The sequence below is a fragment of the Actinocatenispora comari genome (assembly GCF_017312725.1).
GTDB lineage: Bacteria > Actinomycetota > Actinomycetes > Mycobacteriales > Micromonosporaceae > Actinocatenispora > Actinocatenispora comari.
The window spans coordinates 1-15,247 of sequence record NZ_BOPO01000125.1 but is presented as its reverse complement, the minus strand read 5'-3'; the positions used below and the strand labels follow the sequence as shown (position 1 = coordinate 15,247).

Sequence of the window (15,247 nt, the reverse complement as noted above, 5' to 3'; positions counted from 1 at the left end):
AGCGCCAGCCCGGCTACCGGTCGGTCGCTCCGGCGCCCTCGTGCCAGAGCATCCGGTGGGACCCGCGGAGCGGAGCCGGGCCGCGCTGCCTGTGCCGTGCGGAGCCGGCCGGGTCAGCGCGTCCGCGCGGCCGCCGGCACGATCAACGAGGCGTCAGGGCAGTGCCGAAGGCCCACGCTGGCGGTGCAGTGTGGCCGTACGCGGCGGGCGCCAGTGTCGACCGTCGCGCGAGGGGCAGGCGACCTCAACCGCCCGCGGTGCAGGCTGTACCGACGGCTGCGTCCCGCGCCGGTGGGGACCGGCGCGATCAACTGCCCGCCGGGGCTCGGAGTGGCGCGGTCGGGTCAGCGGGGCAGGTTGCTGGCCAGCCAGGTACGCACGGCGTCCTGATCGGTGGGGTCGACACCGTCGGCGAGCATCGCCCGCGCCACCTGCGCGGCGGTCACCGCGTTGCCGGCCGCGTCCGCCATCGCGGCGGCGAAGTCGTCCAGGTGCTCCCGGATCGCGTCCTGCGTGTCCATCACGGCGTCCTCGGGCAGGCCGCGCCGGTGCCCGGCGTACGTGACGAAGGCCAGCAGCACGGTGGGCAGCCAGTCGACGCACTCGGCGTCCAGCACCGCCGACGTCGGTACCCAGTCGACCAGGAACTGCTCGGCCGCGGTCGGGCTCCACCGGTACGGGTCGGCCGCCGCGTACTCGGCGATCAGCCGGGCGCACGCCTCGACCACGCCGTCCGGCGCGTCGTCGATCTCCGCCTCCGACGCGGCCAGGAACTCCGCCACCGGGTCGGCGCCGTCGGCGGCCTCGGCCGGTGCAGTCGGCAGCGTGGCCAGCCGGGCCAGCAGCAGCGCCCGGTCCTCGGCGAACTCGGTCGAGTCGGGCAGCTCGGGCAACTCGTCGGTGCGGGCCAGCAGCGGCTCGACCGCGGCGCGGGCGGTACTCGGGGCGACCTCGGCGAGCCGCAGGTCGTCGTTGCTCGCGGCGCTGCGCCGGCAGTCCGCCAGCACCCGCTCCGGCTCGGTCGACGTCCAGCAGTCCTTCACCACGCCGAGGTTCGCGTCGGTCAACACGCAGCACGCGTGCGGTGCGCCGCCACGATCCCGGTCCGCGAACTCGAAGACCAGGACGAACTCCGTCTGGTCGCCGTAGACGTCGCTCATCGCCCAGGCATCCGTGCACCGGGCGGTACCGATCTCGGCGGCCCAGACCGGGCGGGTCCCGGCGTCCAACGCGGCCCGGGCATGACCGGCCACGGCGGCCGGCGCCACCCCGGACAGCCCGGCCAGCAGCGCGCCGGCGAGCGCGTCGTCCCGCCCGTCCAGGACCGACACCAGGTCCTCGGCGAACCGGGCGACCGCGGCGGCGCGCTCCTCGTCGGCCGCCGCGTACGCCCCGCCGAGCAGCGCGGACACCGCGAACTCGGCGTCCAACGCGGTGTCCACGGCGGCGATCGGCGCGCACGCGGCCAGGATCGGCGCAAAGAATTCCTGCTGCTTCCCCGAGACGGACATCCGCCCAGCCTACGTGGACCCGCACCGACCCCCACTCGCGTCACCGAGCCGGGCGGTCGGGACGCGCCGTGGCCCGCCCGACTCCTACCGACGGCCGCGGGCGGTGGCGAGGGCGGCGTGCGCGGTGCGGTAGGCGGTCAGCTCCGCCTCGACCGGGTCCTGCACGCAGTCGCGTGCCGCGGCGGCGACCGCGGAGCGCAGCGCGGCGTCCAACGCGCCCCGTTCGGTCCGCGCCGCCCGGCGCACCAGCGGCAGCGCGGCCAGCGACGCCAGTACGCCGACCAGCACCCCGCCGACCAGCAGCCACAGCGCTGCCAGCGCGGGATCCGGTACCGCGGCGGAGACCGTCGCGGCGATCAGCCAGCCGGCGCCGATCACCGCGGCAGCCCCGCACACCCACTGCAGCACACCGAGCACCGTCCACCAGGCCGGCCGGGTACCGCGGGCGGCCTGGGCCGGCAGTGCCGCGAGCCGCCCGGCGAGCGTCGGCACCTGCTCGGTCAGCGCACCGCGCAGCGAGTCGCGCCAGGGCGCCGGGAGCCGGTCGAGCGCCGGCCCGAGGCCGGACCGCAGCACCCCGCCGAGGCCGACGCGCCGCGGCGCCTCCCGCTCCGGTACGGGCTGGCGGCCGTCGCCCGCTCCGTGCCGACCGCCGGCCCCGCTCGGCCGCGCCGCGCCCCCGCGTACGGCCGCGCCGCCGGTGCCGGCCACCGCGTCCCTGATCGTGGCGGCTTCGGACCTGGCGTCTTCGCTGCCTGCCGGCTGGGAAGTGCCGGCTCCGGAGTCGGCGGGTTCGCGATCGGCGTGCGCCGGACCCGCGCCGCCGAGGACACCTGCGGTACCTGCCGGGCCGTCGGTGCCCGCGTCGCCGGCGGGACGAGCGGGACCGCTGGCGCCCGCGTCGCTCGTGCCGCCGGGGGCACGTGCGGGGCCGCTGGTGCCCGCGGTGCTCGAGCCGCCGGCGGCTGCCGGAGTGCTGCCGGAGCCGGCGTTGGTGACGGTGCCTGCGACGCTGTCGGTAGGCGTGGCGGCGGCGGTGGCCGCGGTCGGGTCGGCCGGGGTGGTGTCGTCGAGCCAGTCCAGGTCGTAGCGCTCCTGCGCGAGGATGCGGTCCGGGTTGCGGCCGCCGAGCGCCCGGCGGACGAACAGCCAGCCGGTCGCCCGCCGGCCGCGGCGGCGCATGTCCTGCTCGGCGGCGTCGACCAGGCCGGCCACCCCGACGTGCGCGGCCAGCCGGTCGGCCAGCTCGTCCGTCGCCAACCCGGTCGGTGGCTCGGCGTCGGTCAGGTCGGCCAGGCCGTCGGCGGTTGCGGTCAGGTCGGCGGCGATGCGTACCGTCGCGGCCTGCCGGCTGGCGACCACGTCGGCGAGCGCGGAGCGCAGCGCGGCGACGCCGAGGCCGGTCCGCGCCGAGGCCAGGTGCACCGGCGCGGCGGGCAGGCCGTCCTCGGCGAGCAGCCGGCGCAGGTCGGCGGCCAGCCGGTCGACGTCGGCCGCCGGCAGCCGGTCGACCTGGTTCAGGACGACGGTGAGCGCGGCGTCCCGGTCGGCCAGCGACGACAGGTAGTGCTCGTGCACGGTGCGATCCGCGTACTTCTGCGGGTCGAGCACCCACAACACCATGTCGGCGGAGCCGATCAGCCGCTCCACCATCGGCCGGTGCCCGTGCTCGATCGAGTCGAAGTCGGGCATGTCGATCAGCACCAGCCCGTGCAGTGCCCGCTGCGCGTCACCGTCGAGCACGCTCTCCCGCTCGGTACGGTTCTCCGGCGGCACGCCGAGCCAGTCGAGCAGCGGCCCGGTACCGGCCGGTTCCCAGATGCAGGCGTGCAGGTCCGCGGTGGTCGGCCGGCGGGCACCGACCCGGGACAGGTCCAGCCCGGTCAGCGCGTTGAACAGCCGCGACTTCCCGCTCCCGGTGGTACCGGCCAGCACCACGACGGTGTGCCGGTCGGACAACGCCAGCCGCTCGTCGGCGCGGGCCAGCAGCGCGCGTGCCGGAGCGAGCCGGTCGGCGGGCACCCGCCCCTCGGTCGCCGCGACGAACTCGCCCAGCGCCCGCAGCCGCGCCGGCAGTTCGCCGAGCGGAACGTCTCGGGGCGCGACCGGTACGGCCGGATCCGGGTACGGCGTCGTTTCCCGGCCCGGCTCGCCGACCTGCTGCGTCGTCGGAGCGACGGGGCCGGTACCGGCCCGATGCCGGGCGGGCTCGGCGGTGCCCTGGTGTCCGCCTTGGTGTCCGGCAGGTCCGCTGGCGGCGTCGACCCGACCCGTCTCGGTACCGGCCGGGTGCCGTCCCGGTTCGCTGTCGGCCTGGTGGCGGGTCGGTTCGGCCGTGCCCTGGTGCTCGGCCGGTGCGGTGCGGGCGTGGTGCCGAGCCGGCTCGGTGCCGGTCTGGTGGCGCGCGGAACCGGCGGTGTCCGGGTGCGTGGTCGGATCGCTCGGGACCGGACGCCCGTTCCCGGCGTCGCCGAGGGCGGCGGCCTGCGCCGGATCGGCCGGTACGGGCAGGCTCGGCCCGGGCCCGTCGTCGAACCTGGACGCCGCCGACGTGGTCTCGACCTGCCGCGGCGCCGCGGGGCCGTCCGGGTGCTGCGCCGTCCCGGCGGGCGCCGGCCCGGTCCGGTCGGCCGCGCGCTGCGCCCGCCCGTCCGTCGCACGTCGCGCCGGGGCGTCCGCGGCGTTCGCTGCGGTACCGGCCGCGTGTGCCGGAGCCGTGTCGGCCAGGTGCGGTGAGGTGGGGCCGCCGGTGCGCTGTCCCGCGTCGTCGACCGGACCCGCCGTACCGGTCGGGTGCTGCGTGGCGCCGCTCGGCTGCCGGGTGGCATCTGCCGGATGCTGCGTGCCGTCGGTCGGCTGCTGTTGCCCGGGGTCGGTCGGATGCTGCGCGGCGCTGGGCGGACGCGTGGTGTCGGCGGGGTGTCGTGCGGCGTCGGACCGATGGTGTGCGGTGTCGGCGGGCTGTTGCGGCGCCGGGGCGCCGGGGGTCGGCGCGGCGGAACCGTCCGCTGCGCCGGTGGCGGCGGCTCCTCCGTCGTCGCCAGCGGACCGGTCGGCAGCCCACCGGTCGCCGGCGGACCGGTCGCCAGCGGACCGGTCGGCAGGGTGGTCGGTCGCGGCGCCGGCCGTCGCGGCGGCCGGCGCCGCGGGCCCACCGCCGGCCGCAGCGGCGGTCGGGGCACCGTCGGAGCGCTCGCCGCCACTGGTCGTCGCCCTGGACCGGCCGCCGCGGCGGTGCGAGCCCCGGTGCGCCCGCCCGGCCCGGTCCGGTACCGCGGGCTGCTCGGCCGCGTCCGGCGTCGACGCGGGTACCGGCTCGGCTGCCGGCTGGTGCGGATCCGGCAGCGGCTCGTCCGAGGCGAGTTGCTGGATCCAGGCGGTCATCTCCGGATCGGCGTCGTCGTCCGCGCCGGTACGCGCCGATTCTGGCCGGCTCACGTGTCCTCCTGGCCGGTGCCGTCGGTGGTCTCGCTCGCGACGCCCGCCCGACCGGTACGGCCGTCCTCGGCCGTCCGCCCGCCGCCCGTCGCGGTCCCGTCATCGGTGGCCGGTCGCTCGGCGGTGGCTGCCGCTCCGTCGCTGGCCCCGGCCACGCCGTGCGCCGCACCGGTGCCGCCCGTACCGGCCGCGTCGTCTCCCGCCTCGCCCCCGGCGGCGGGGGCCCCGCCCGTCGCCTCGCCGGTGTCGGGCGCCGTCTCGGCGCCCGTCCGCTCGGTGCCGCCGCTCGTCGTGTCGGCCGGCCCCGCAGCGCCCGGTGGCACCCCGCCGTCGACCGCCCCGATCCCATCGCCGCCCGGCCCGTCGTCGCTCGTCGCGTCGCCGCTCGGCCCGAAGGCGTCGGGTACCGCGATGCCGTCGACCGGGTCCGCGGCCTCGGCGGCGTCACGGTCCGCACGGTCGTCGACGTCGGTACGGCCGTCGGCTGCCGCGCCGCTGGTCGGTTCGGCGGCACCGGCTGCCACGCCGCCGGTCGGTTCGGCGGCACCGGCTGCCACGCCGCCGGTCGGTTCGGCTGGCCCGATGCCGTCGACTCCCGTACCGTCGCCGGTCGGTTCGGCGGTGTCGTGCTCGGCCTGGTGGTCGGCCGTGGCCTGGCGGTCGGTCGCCGTGTCGTCGGTTGGTTGGGGAGCGTCGGGTGGCGCCGTGCCGTCGACTTCGGTACGGCCATCGCCCGTTGCGTCGCCGGTCGGTTCGGCGGTGTCGCGTTCGGCTTGGTGGTCGACCGTGGTCTGGTCGCTGGCGCCCGTGTCGTCGGTTGGCTCGGTGGCGCCGGGTGTTGCCGTGTCGTCGGTGGGTTCGGTGCCGTCGGGTGGCGCGGTGCCGCCAACCGGGCCGGTCGCGCCATCACTCGTCGCGCCGTCACTCGGTTCGGCGGTGCCGGGTGTTGCCATGTCGTCGGTTGGTTCGCGGGTGTCGGGCGCCGGGGTGTCGTGGGTGGGCTCGGTGCTGTCGCGGAGCGCACGGGGGTCGGCCGACTCGCCGCCGGCCTCGGGCGCGTCGTCCGCCGGCTCGGTCTCGTCCCGACCCTGCTCGCGGTCGTCCTCGCTCGACGTGGTGTCGGTGGCCTGGCGGACCGCCCGCCGCCGTACGCCCTCGGACGGGTTCCGTTCGCTGGTGGTGTCGCCCGGCGTGGTGTGGCTCGGTCCGGGCTCGCCCGCATCCGGTACTGCCTCGGGGCGGGTGACCGCGCCGTCCGCCACCCCGCTGCCGGCGACTGCCGTCTCCGCGGCCGCGCGAGCCTCGGAGACAGTCGAGGTGTCCGCGCTGGCCGTCCGGTTCGACCGGCCGCTCGACGCTGGCTGTCCGTTCGCCGCCGGCGCCTCCGGAGTGGGCGACCCGGACGGCACGGGTGGCTCGTGCTCGCCGAAGGCATCCGCGGCACCCGACGGACGTTCCGGCGTCACGTCCTCGGCCGTGGTGGCCCCGCCACCGTCCGATCCGGACGTTCCGGTGCCCCTGACCTTCGTACTCGCCACCGCAGGCTCGCCCGCGTCGTTCGCCTCGGTCGGAGTGGTGGGCGGGTCGGTCGGCTCGGTCGGGCGGGTTGGTGCCGCGTCACCCGGCTCGGAGTGGGCCACCGACACCGCTGTCTCGGCAGCATCGACCTGTTCGATGCGGACGGTCGACGCTGTGTCGGCACTCGACCCGCCCGCCCCGGCGTCCGGCATCGCCACGTCGACTGCGCCGCCCTCGTCGGCCGGTGCTGCCGCGCGCGGAGCATCGCCGGCGTCGGCCGGTGCTGCCGGGCCGCCTTCGTCGGCTGGTGCTGCCGGGCCGTGCTCGTCGGCCGGTGCTGCCGGGAGGCCCTCGTCGACCGAAGTTGCCGCATGCAGCGGGGCGCCCTCGTCGACCGCCGCTGCCACGTCGGCGCCGTCCTCGTGGCTCGGCGCCATCGTGTCCGCGCCGCCGTCCGCGGCGTCCGAGGCCTCGTCGGTGCCGCGGTTCTCGTCGCTCTGGGGCGTCTCGTCGGTGTCGTCGCTCGCGGTCGTCTCGTCGGTGCCGCTGCTCCGCTGCTCCGGTGAGGTGTCGAGGCTCGCCGTTCCGGTGGTGTCCGCGGCGCCGGCTGTCGGGTCGGCGCCGCCGGGCACGTCGGCGGTGGCATCCGACGCGGGCCCGGCCTCGTCGGCGTCGGTCGGTGCTGCCGCCCCGCCGTCGTCGGCCGAAGCTGCCGGATGCGCCGCCCCGCCCTCGTCATCCGAAGCTGCCGGATGCGCCGGGCCGCCCTCCTCGGCCGAAGCTGCCGGATGCGCCGCCCCGCCCTCGTCATCCGAAGCTGCCGGATGCGCCGGGCCGACGTCGTCGGCCGAAGCTGCCGGATGCGCCGGGCCGACTTCATCGGCCGAAGCTGTCGCATGCACCGGGCCGCTCTCGTCGACCGCTGCGGCCACGTCGGCGCCGGTCGCCTCGGTACCGCCGGGTTCGGGTGTCGCGGGGGCGGTCGCGTCGATGCCGGCGGGACGGGTCGGCTCGGTACCGGTGGGTTCGGGTGCCGGGTGGAAGAGCGGGCTGTCCGGGCCGGGCAGCGCGCCGGTCGTCGGAGCCGGCGCCGGCGGTGCGGGTGGCGTCGCCGGTGGCAGCGAGCGGCGCTCGGTGACCAGCGCCGCCGCGGTACGGGCCGGCACCAGCGCCTCGGCCGCGGTACTCAGTGCGACCATCGCGGCGTCGTCCACCGCGACCCGGTTGAGCGCCGCGTCGTACCGGCGGCGCTGCTGGTCGGCGAGCTCGCGGAGCCGGCCGATCAGCTCGTCGCGGGCGGTACCGGAGATGCGCCGCACCACCGGGTCGGCGAGGACGGTGTCGAGCATCGCGCGTTCGGAGCCGGTGGCGTCGGTGCGCGCCGGCGCGATGAGCACCGCGACCAGCACGAGCAGCCGCACCGCCGCGATCGTGTACTCGGTCTGCCGGGCCACCGAGCGCTGCCCGTCGTCGGTCCGGATCCACTCGTCCAGGTCGTCGAACCACCGCGCGACCAGATCGGGCGGGGTGTAACTGTCCACATCGGACAGCAGTGCGGTGCCGGCCGGACCGCGCCGCCATCCGTCGGCGATGCGGCGGGCCGCGTCGGCCAGCGTCTCGTCGACCAGGCTGTGCAGGGCCGCCTTGGCCGCCGGTACGAACTGCCGTCCGGGCAGCGCGCGCCCGGTCAGCGAGACCAGCAGCTGGTCGCGCAGCCGCCCGGAGCGGGACTGTACGGCGCGGACCAGCTCGCCGCCGACGACGAGTTCCTGCCAGCGGGCGGCGAGCTCGCCGCCGAGCAGCCCGCCGTCCCGGATCGCGTCGTCCACTGTGGACAGGACGTGCGCGTGTGCGATACGCACCTCGGCGCGCAGCGTGTCGGACTCGCGGTGCTGCGCGGCGAGTTCGGTGGTGAGCACGGCGAGCTTGGCCGGCAGCGTGCCGATCGCGCCGTCCAGGGTCTGCCGGGCCACCGCGGCGCGGGCGGCGCCGTCGGCGGCGAGCCGTTCGAGCCAGTCGCGCAGCGCGGCGACCTGCTCCTCCGGCAGCAGCCGCTCGTGGCCCATCGCGGACTCGGCCAGCTCGAACACCGGGACGTCGGCCAGCCCGTCCTCGGCCAGCAGCCGGGACAGGTGGCTGCGGATCCGGCGCGCCTCGCCGACCGGCATCCGGTCCAGTACGACGGCGAGCCCGGCGTCGCGGTCCCGGGCGGTGCGCAGCAGCTGCCAGGGCGTCTCGTCCGCGTAGCGGTTGGCGGTGGTGACGAACAGCCAGGCATCGGCGGCGCTCATCAGCTCGTCGGCCAGCTCCCGGTTGTCCGCGGCGACGGAGTCGATGTCCGGCGCGTCCAGCAGCGCCAGCCCGGGCGGCAGCGCCGGGGCGGCCACCACCTGCAGGTGCCGGCCCTGCGGTGGGGTACCCCCGGTGCGGGCGAAGGTGGCGAGCAGCCGCGGCCGGCCGAACCAGGACGCGTCCGCCGGGTTGGCGACCAGGACCGGGGCCCGGGTGGTGGGCCGGAGCACGCCGGCCTGGCTGACCGGCGCCCGGACCAGGCTGTTGACCAGCGTCGACTTGCCGGCGCCGGTGGGGCCGCAGACCACGACGAGCAGCGGCCCGGCCAGCTCGGCGAGCCGCGGGGACAGGTAGTCGTCCAGGGTGCCGGCGAGCCGCCGGGCGAGCTGCCGGGCTTCCGCAGCGCCGGCCGTGGCCAGGCTGAACCGGACGCCGGCGACGGCGGTGCGCAGTTGCTGCAGCGCCTCGCCGAGCACCTGGTTACCGAGATCGTCCGGAGCGGCCGGCGGGGCATGGTGCTCCGTCGGCTCCCGGCGCTCGGCGCGCGTCGGCTCGGGTGGGTACGGTCGATGCGTGGAACCGCTCGGTTCCGTGGTGTCCGTCGGGCGGTTGTCGCCTGGCTCGTCAGGCTGCCGACCTGCCTCGGTGAACTGTCGCCCCCCGGCTGGCGCGACGCCGCTGTCCCGCTGCGTCGTCACGGCTCAAGGGTGCCCGATCGAACAACCGGGCGACAACGCACACGCCAGAGCACGGCCGCGGTTTCCACCCCAGCGTGCAGCCGATATCGGTAACGACGGTATGTTTCCGGCATGCGTGACATGATGCCCCTCCGTGCGGCGGGCGCCGCCTCGGCGTCTCGCTTGGTCCCGCCTCGACCTCGGTAACGGTAAGCTGCCCTGCCCGATGACGCCGACCCCGGGCGCAACGGATCTGTCATACCGGTGACATCGCGGCCCGACCGGGTGTGCGAGAGTCGGGCGGTACCGCTGGATGGATATTCTTCCTATATCGGTCGTTGTCAACTGTAACGGGGCTGGTTCGCATGCACGGTAGGAGAGCCGACCGGGCCCCGCAGGACGGATACGACGCGCCGCGTCACGCCGAGGTGCCCGCCGATCCCCGCCCGGCTGGCGTTCTCGGCCCGGTACCGGCGGCGGAGCCCACCGCGGTCACCCGGGAGCAGGCGCTCGCCGCGCTGACGGTCGGGTACCGGCAGCTCACCGCGGTCGTGCAGGGCCGACCCGACACCGACCTGATCCGCCCCACCCGGTGTACCGGCTGGTCGGTGCTGGACGTGCTCTACCACGTGCTGCTCGACGCGCAGCGCGCGCTGATCGCGCTGGCCACCCCGGACGACCGGGTCGCCGACACCGACTACATCTCGTACTGGCGGTCCTTCCCGGCGTCCCCCCGGATCGGGGCGAACGAGCACGCCCGGGCGGTCCGGATCGCCGCGTCCGCGTTCCGGCCGCGCACCCTGGTGCAGCTCTGGCAGGAGACGTCCGCGGCCGTGGTGCACGCCGCCCGGGCCGCCGACGCCGATCTGCTGCTCAGCACCCAGCAGCACGTGCTGACGCTGCCCGACCTGCTCGCCACGCTGGCCGTGGAGGCCTGCGTACACGGGCTGGACATGACGCTGGAACTGGCCGACGCGCCCACCGCCGATCCGCTGCCGCTGGCGCTGACCCGGCGCACCCTGGACGGGCTCCTCGGCGCGGGGGTGCGGCGGCCCGGCTGGGGGGACCGTGACTATGTGTTGAAGGGCACCGGCAGAACGCCGCTGAGCGCAACGGAGCGTGAGCTCCTGGGTCCGGCAGCGGCGCAGTTTCCCCTCTTCGCGTGATCGACGTCCGGTTTGATCCCGGGTCCTTGGTCCCGGCTCGGCCTGCCGATGGTGTGGTAGTGGCGCGGATTGTCTAGGGTCTGAGCCAGGACCTGTTTCCGGATCCCGCGTGCCGACTGCGGCGGCCCCCGTTGCCCGCTCACGGCGTTGTCGGTCCGTCCGAGTGCGAACCCGGCACACGGACGGCCCTCCGCCTTGTGAGCGAACAACGGGGACTCGCCTCGTTCGGCCGGGGGTCCGGAAACAGGTCCATGGAAAGTCCGCACGGGGCCTCCGGCGGTGCCGCCGTCGGGGCCATTGGCCCTCTGGCCGCGGCGCGCCAGACCCCCATCGCGTACCACCCGTCCGAAAGCTCAGGTATCGCCGTGACGCAGCCCCCCTACGATCCGTACTCCGGCTACGGGAACCAGCCGGGCTACGGTCAGCAGCCCGACTATGGTCAGCAGCAGCCCGGCTACGGTCAGCAGCAACCCGGGTATGGTCAGCAACCCCAGTCGTACGACCAGACCGGGTACGGCCAGCCCGACCCCGGTTGGCAGCAGCCGGACGGCGCTCCGTACTCGGGGGTGCCAAACTCGGGCGCGCCGGTGTCCGGCGGCTACGGCCCGGACCCGTACGCGAGCTACCAGGCCAACCCGGCGAGCGGCCCGGCGTACGGGCAGCCCAGCGCGCCCGGTTACGGCGCGCCCGGCTACCCGCCGCCGCCCACCGGTGGTTCCGGCGGCGGGAACAAGGGCCCGCTGATCGGCGGGATCATCGGTGGTGGCGCGCTGGTGCTGGTGGCGATCGTGGTCGTCACCGTGCTGCTGGTGACGAAGTCCGGCAAGGACGACAACCCGCCGGAGACCAAGGGCAGCACCTCGACCTCGGCCTCCGCCTCGCCGGCGCCGAGCGACAGCGAGAGCACCGACGACGGTGGCTCGACCGGCGAGCCGCCGGACAAGATCGACGACAAGGTCGACTGGTCGCCGTTCGAGGACGCGTACGGGAAGTCGTCCGGTTCGGTGTCGAACAGCAAGTCCAGCGACGACACCATGACCCAGGTGCGCGCCACCCAGACGTTCGGCAGCTACAGCGGCTCCACCTACGCCTCGGTGTCGGTCGCCGGGTTGTACTTCGACACCGCGAGCGACGCGAGCAACCTGTTCAAGTACTACTGCGGCGACGACGCCAGCAACGTCAAGAGCGGGTCGATGAAGGACGCCGACATCGGCGACCAGGCCTGCTCGTACGTCAGCGAGTCGAGTGACGGCTCGGACGGCGGCGCCATCCTGTACGTGCAGGTGCTCAAGGGCAGCTTCATGCTGCAGATGAGCCCGATGGTGTTCCACTCGGACGACAGCAAGTGGTCCGACTCCGACCTGGACAAGGTGCGGTCGCAGGCCATCGAGAGCGCGAAGAGCACGCTCGACAAGCTGACCTGAGCACCCAGCGCGACGCGACCGAGGGCCCCGCACCACGTGCGGGGCCCTCGCCGTGTCCGTCACCGGATCGGGTCGAACCGCGTGACGAGATCCCCCAGCCGCAGTTGTCCCGGATGGGGAAGGATCTTCATGGACACGTTCTCGCTCTCGCTGCTGCCCGCCGCGGCCGATGCCGGCCTGGACACGTTGACCGTCAGCCGGCACGTACCGGTGTTCCGGCGCGACGTCGGGCGGCACGACACGGCGCTCGCGGTCGCGCAGTGCGTCGACCCGAACCGTTTCCTCAACGCCGGTCTGGTCCTGCTGCTGACCCGGAGGCGGTTGGTGGTCACCCGGCAGAGCCGGCTGTTCGACCGGGTCCGGCCGCTGATCACCGCCGAGCTGACCGAACTGTCCGAGATCAGCTGGGTCCCGCGGGACCGGATCGGCCTGCTCGACCTCCGGTTCACCGTCGACGGTGACCGGCATCAACTGTGGGTCCGGGCGCCGCACCGGCGGCAACTCGCGCACCTGGTGAGCGTGTTCGGCCGTACCTTCACCGCCGGTACCGACGAACTCGCCGCCCGCCGGCACGCGACGGGCCGGAGCATCCCCCGGCAGCGCTGACCGTTGCTGGTAGAGTCGCCGTCGTGACGCGTCTGTATCCGTGGTTTACATCGCCGGCCCTGGGTGGGGTCGGGCGGGCCACCGTGCACTGACGCCTCGAACCATCCAAGAGCCGGCAAAGGCAGGGGATTCCTCCCCTGCCTTTCGTGTTTCCCGCAGCAGGCCGGCCGGATGGGACCGCGTGCGGCCTGCGGAAAGGTCAGTCATGGAACCGCTCCGCGATCGCCGCATCGCCTCGGTCCGCCCGCTGGTGCAACCGGCGCTGCTCGCCGAGGAGCTGCCGATCACCGAACCCGTCGCCGCCACCGTACGGGCCGGCCGGCGCGCCGTCACCGACGTGCTGTCCGGTACCGACGACCGGCTGCTGGTGATCGTCGGCCCGTGCTCGGTGCACGATCCGGCGGCCGCCCTGGAGTACGCCCGGCGGCTGGCCGGCGTCGCCGACGAGCTGCGCGACGACCTGGCGATCGTGATGCGGGTGTACTTCGAGAAGCCGCGCACCGTCGTCGGCTGGAAGGGCCTGCTCAACGACCCGCGGCTGGACGGCTCGTTCGAGGCGAACGAGGGGCTGCGGATCGGCCGCCGGCTGCTGCTGGACATCGGCGCGCTCGGCCTGCCGGTGGGCTGCGAGTACCTCGATCCGATCCTGCCGCAGTACCTGGCGGACACGGTGAGCTGGGGCGCGATCGGCGCGCGGACCGCGGAGAGCCAGGTGCACCGGCAGCTCGCGTCCGGCCTGTCCATGCCGATCGGGATCAAGAACGGTACCGACGGGGGCGTCGGGGTGGCGATCGACGCGGTGCGGGCCGCGGCGGTACCCCACGTGTTCCCGGGCGTGACCGAGCACGGCGTGGCGGCGATCATGCAGACCGCCGGCAACCCGGACTGCCACGTCATCCTGCGCGGCGGCCGGTCCGGCCCCAACTACGCCGCCGAGCCGGTCGCCGCCGCGCTGGGCCAGCTGCGCGACGCGCGGCTGCCGGAGCGGGTGATCATCGACTGCTCGCACGGCAACAGCGGCAAGGACCACACCCGCCAGCCGCTGGTCGCCGACGACATCGCCGGCCAGCTGGCGGCCGGCCAGCGCGGCATCGTCGGCGTCATGCTGGAGAGCTTCCTGGCCGACGGGAAGCAGTCGCTCGGCATCGAGGGCGGCTCCGGCGAGCTGGCCTACGGGCAGAGCGTCACCGACGCCTGCCTGGGCTGGGAGTCGACGGTACCGGTGCTGCACCGGCTGGCCGACGGGGTGCGGGCCCGCCGCAACCGGGTCGCCGGCCCCGCTGCCATCGCCGGCACCTGACGGTCGCGGCCGGGTGCCGATGTCGCCGGTTCGGGATCTGACCCGGCCCGTACGAACCCGTGACCGGATCGTCATCCGGCTCGGCGACGATCCTTCGGCGACCGTCGGCGCATGATGGCCGGGTGCGGCCACCAACCGGTACTGCCAGGGAGGACGCGCTGACTCAGACGCAGCGTCGCGGGCTGGTCGTGGTCGTCGAGGACGAGCCGGCGATCAGCGACCTGGTCCGGCTGTACCTGACCCGCGACGGGTTCGGGGTGAGCTGCCACGGCGACGGCGAGACCGGCCTGGCCGCGGTACGCCGGGAGCGGCCGGTCGCCGTGGTGCTCGACATCCGGCTGCCCGGCATCGACGGTACGGAGGTGTGCCGGCAGCTGCGCGCCGCCGACGACTGGACCCCGGTGCTGTTCCTGACCGCCGCGGACGACGAGGTGGACCGGGTGGTCGGGCTGGAGCTGGGTGCCGACGACTACCTGACCAAGCCGTTCAGCCCGCGCGAGCTGGTCGCCCGGCTGCACGCGGTGCTGCGGCGTACCGCCGGCCCGACGACCCACCGGGTGTACCGGCTGGGCCGGGTCGCCGTCGACACCGAGCGGCGCCGGGTCAGCCTGGACGACGCGCCGGTGCCGTTCACCGCCACCGAGTTCGACCTGCTGGCGCACCTGATGGCGCGGCCGGGGCGGGTGTTCACCCGGGACGAGCTGCTCGCCGCGGTGTGGGGCTACGCCGCGCAGGCCGGCACCCGTACCGTCGACGTGCACGTGGCGCAGGTGCGCGGGAAGCTCGGCGCGGCCAGCCCGATCCGTACCGTCCGGGGCGTCGGCTACGCCGCGGAGCCCCCGCCATGACCCAGCCTGTACCACCCGCGCCGCCGGACCCGCCGACACCAGGCCCGCCACCGTCCGGCACGCCCGCGCCGCCGCCTCCGGTGTACCGATCGGCGTCGGCCGGCGGGGCTGGACCGCACGGGCGTCGTGCGGTGGGGCGGCGCGGGATCGTGGCCCGGTCGATGCTGGTGACCTGCGCGGTCGCGGTGATCTCGGTACTGGTGACGGCGGCGGTCGCGGTGCCGCTGGCGCGCGCGGCCGGCACCCGGGCCGAGCGGCGCGGCCTGGGCCAACAGGCCGACGTGGTCGCCGCGCTGGTGGCGAACCGGACCGACCGCCCGGTGCGTACCGCCGTGCTGGTGCGCCGGCTGCGGGCGGCCGGGGTGGAACTCGCCGTGATCACGGACGGTACGGCGGATCGCGCGTGGGTGCCGTCCCGGGTGGCGCGCCGGCTCGGCCGTGGCGAGGCGGTGGACGCCTCGGCGCGG

Annotated in this window: 8 protein-coding genes and 1 pseudogene; 6 read left to right on the top strand and 3 right to left on the bottom strand. The window is 75.7% G+C overall.

Going from position 1 to position 15,247, the window contains the following annotated elements; translation table 11 throughout:
- Positions 1–344: 344 nt before the first annotated feature.
- The 3 genes from NUM_RS29705 to NUM_RS29695 all read right to left on the bottom strand — a co-directional run bounded on the left by NUM_RS29705 (position 345) and on the right by NUM_RS29695 (position 9,235).
- Positions 345–1,511 carry a hypothetical protein gene (locus tag NUM_RS29705; RefSeq protein ID WP_207128226.1) on the bottom strand — a complete coding sequence of 389 codons (1,167 nt, stop codon included), beginning with the start codon at positions 1,509–1,511 and terminating at the stop codon, positions 345–347.
- Positions 1,512–1,595: 84 nt separating this feature from the next.
- Complete coding sequence (locus NUM_RS29700; RefSeq protein WP_207128225.1) at positions 1,596–4,949, bottom strand: GTPase; 3,354 nt, start codon at positions 4,947–4,949, stop codon at positions 1,596–1,598.
- On the bottom strand, positions 4,946–9,235 hold the full coding sequence (locus tag NUM_RS29695; protein ID WP_207128224.1) for a hypothetical protein: 4,290 nt from the start codon (positions 9,233–9,235) through the stop codon (positions 4,946–4,948). The genes NUM_RS29700 and NUM_RS29695 overlap by 4 nt, the downstream gene beginning before the upstream one ends.
- 566 nt (positions 9,236–9,801) lie before the next feature.
- Between NUM_RS29695 and NUM_RS29690 the strand changes: the two genes are divergently transcribed.
- From NUM_RS29690 to NUM_RS29665, 6 genes and pseudogenes are all read left to right on the top strand, one after another.
- Positions 9,802–10,602: a maleylpyruvate isomerase N-terminal domain-containing protein gene (locus tag NUM_RS29690; protein ID WP_207128223.1), complete on the top strand. Its 801-nt coding sequence runs from the start codon at positions 9,802–9,804 to the stop codon at positions 10,600–10,602.
- Positions 10,603–10,967: 365 nt separating this feature from the next.
- Positions 10,968–12,026, top strand: a complete 1,059-nt coding sequence (locus NUM_RS29685) for a hypothetical protein (RefSeq protein WP_207128222.1) — start codon at positions 10,968–10,970, stop codon at positions 12,024–12,026.
- Positions 12,027–12,155: 129 nt separating this feature from the next.
- Complete coding sequence (locus NUM_RS29680; RefSeq protein ID WP_207128221.1) at positions 12,156–12,632, top strand: hypothetical protein; 477 nt, start codon at positions 12,156–12,158, stop codon at positions 12,630–12,632.
- A gap of 205 nt (positions 12,633–12,837) precedes the next feature.
- On the top strand, positions 12,838–13,932 hold the full coding sequence (locus tag NUM_RS29675; protein ID WP_207128220.1) for a 3-deoxy-7-phosphoheptulonate synthase: 1,095 nt from the start codon (positions 12,838–12,840) through the stop codon (positions 13,930–13,932).
- 158 nt (positions 13,933–14,090) lie between these two features.
- Positions 14,091–14,780: a response regulator transcription factor gene (locus NUM_RS29670; RefSeq protein WP_207128297.1), complete on the top strand. Its 690-nt coding sequence runs from the start codon at positions 14,091–14,093 to the stop codon at positions 14,778–14,780.
- A 161-nt stretch (positions 14,781–14,941) separates the two neighbouring features.
- Positions 14,942–15,247, top strand: a pseudogene (locus tag NUM_RS29665) (two-component sensor histidine kinase); the annotation flags it as partial.

Bases quoted from the DNA above. Each gene is read 5' to 3' on its own strand.
- NUM_RS29705 (WP_207128226.1), bottom strand. From the start codon at position 1,511: ATGTCCGTCTCGGGGAAGCAGCAGGAATTCTTTGCGCCGATCCTGGCC.
- NUM_RS29690 (WP_207128223.1), top strand. From the start codon at position 9,802: ATGCACGGTAGGAGAGCCGACCGGGCCCCGCAGGACGGATACGACGCG.
- NUM_RS29675 (WP_207128220.1), top strand. From the start codon at position 12,838: ATGGAACCGCTCCGCGATCGCCGCATCGCCTCGGTCCGCCCGCTGGTG.
- NUM_RS29680 (WP_207128221.1), top strand. From the start codon at position 12,156: ATGGACACGTTCTCGCTCTCGCTGCTGCCCGCCGCGGCCGATGCCGGC.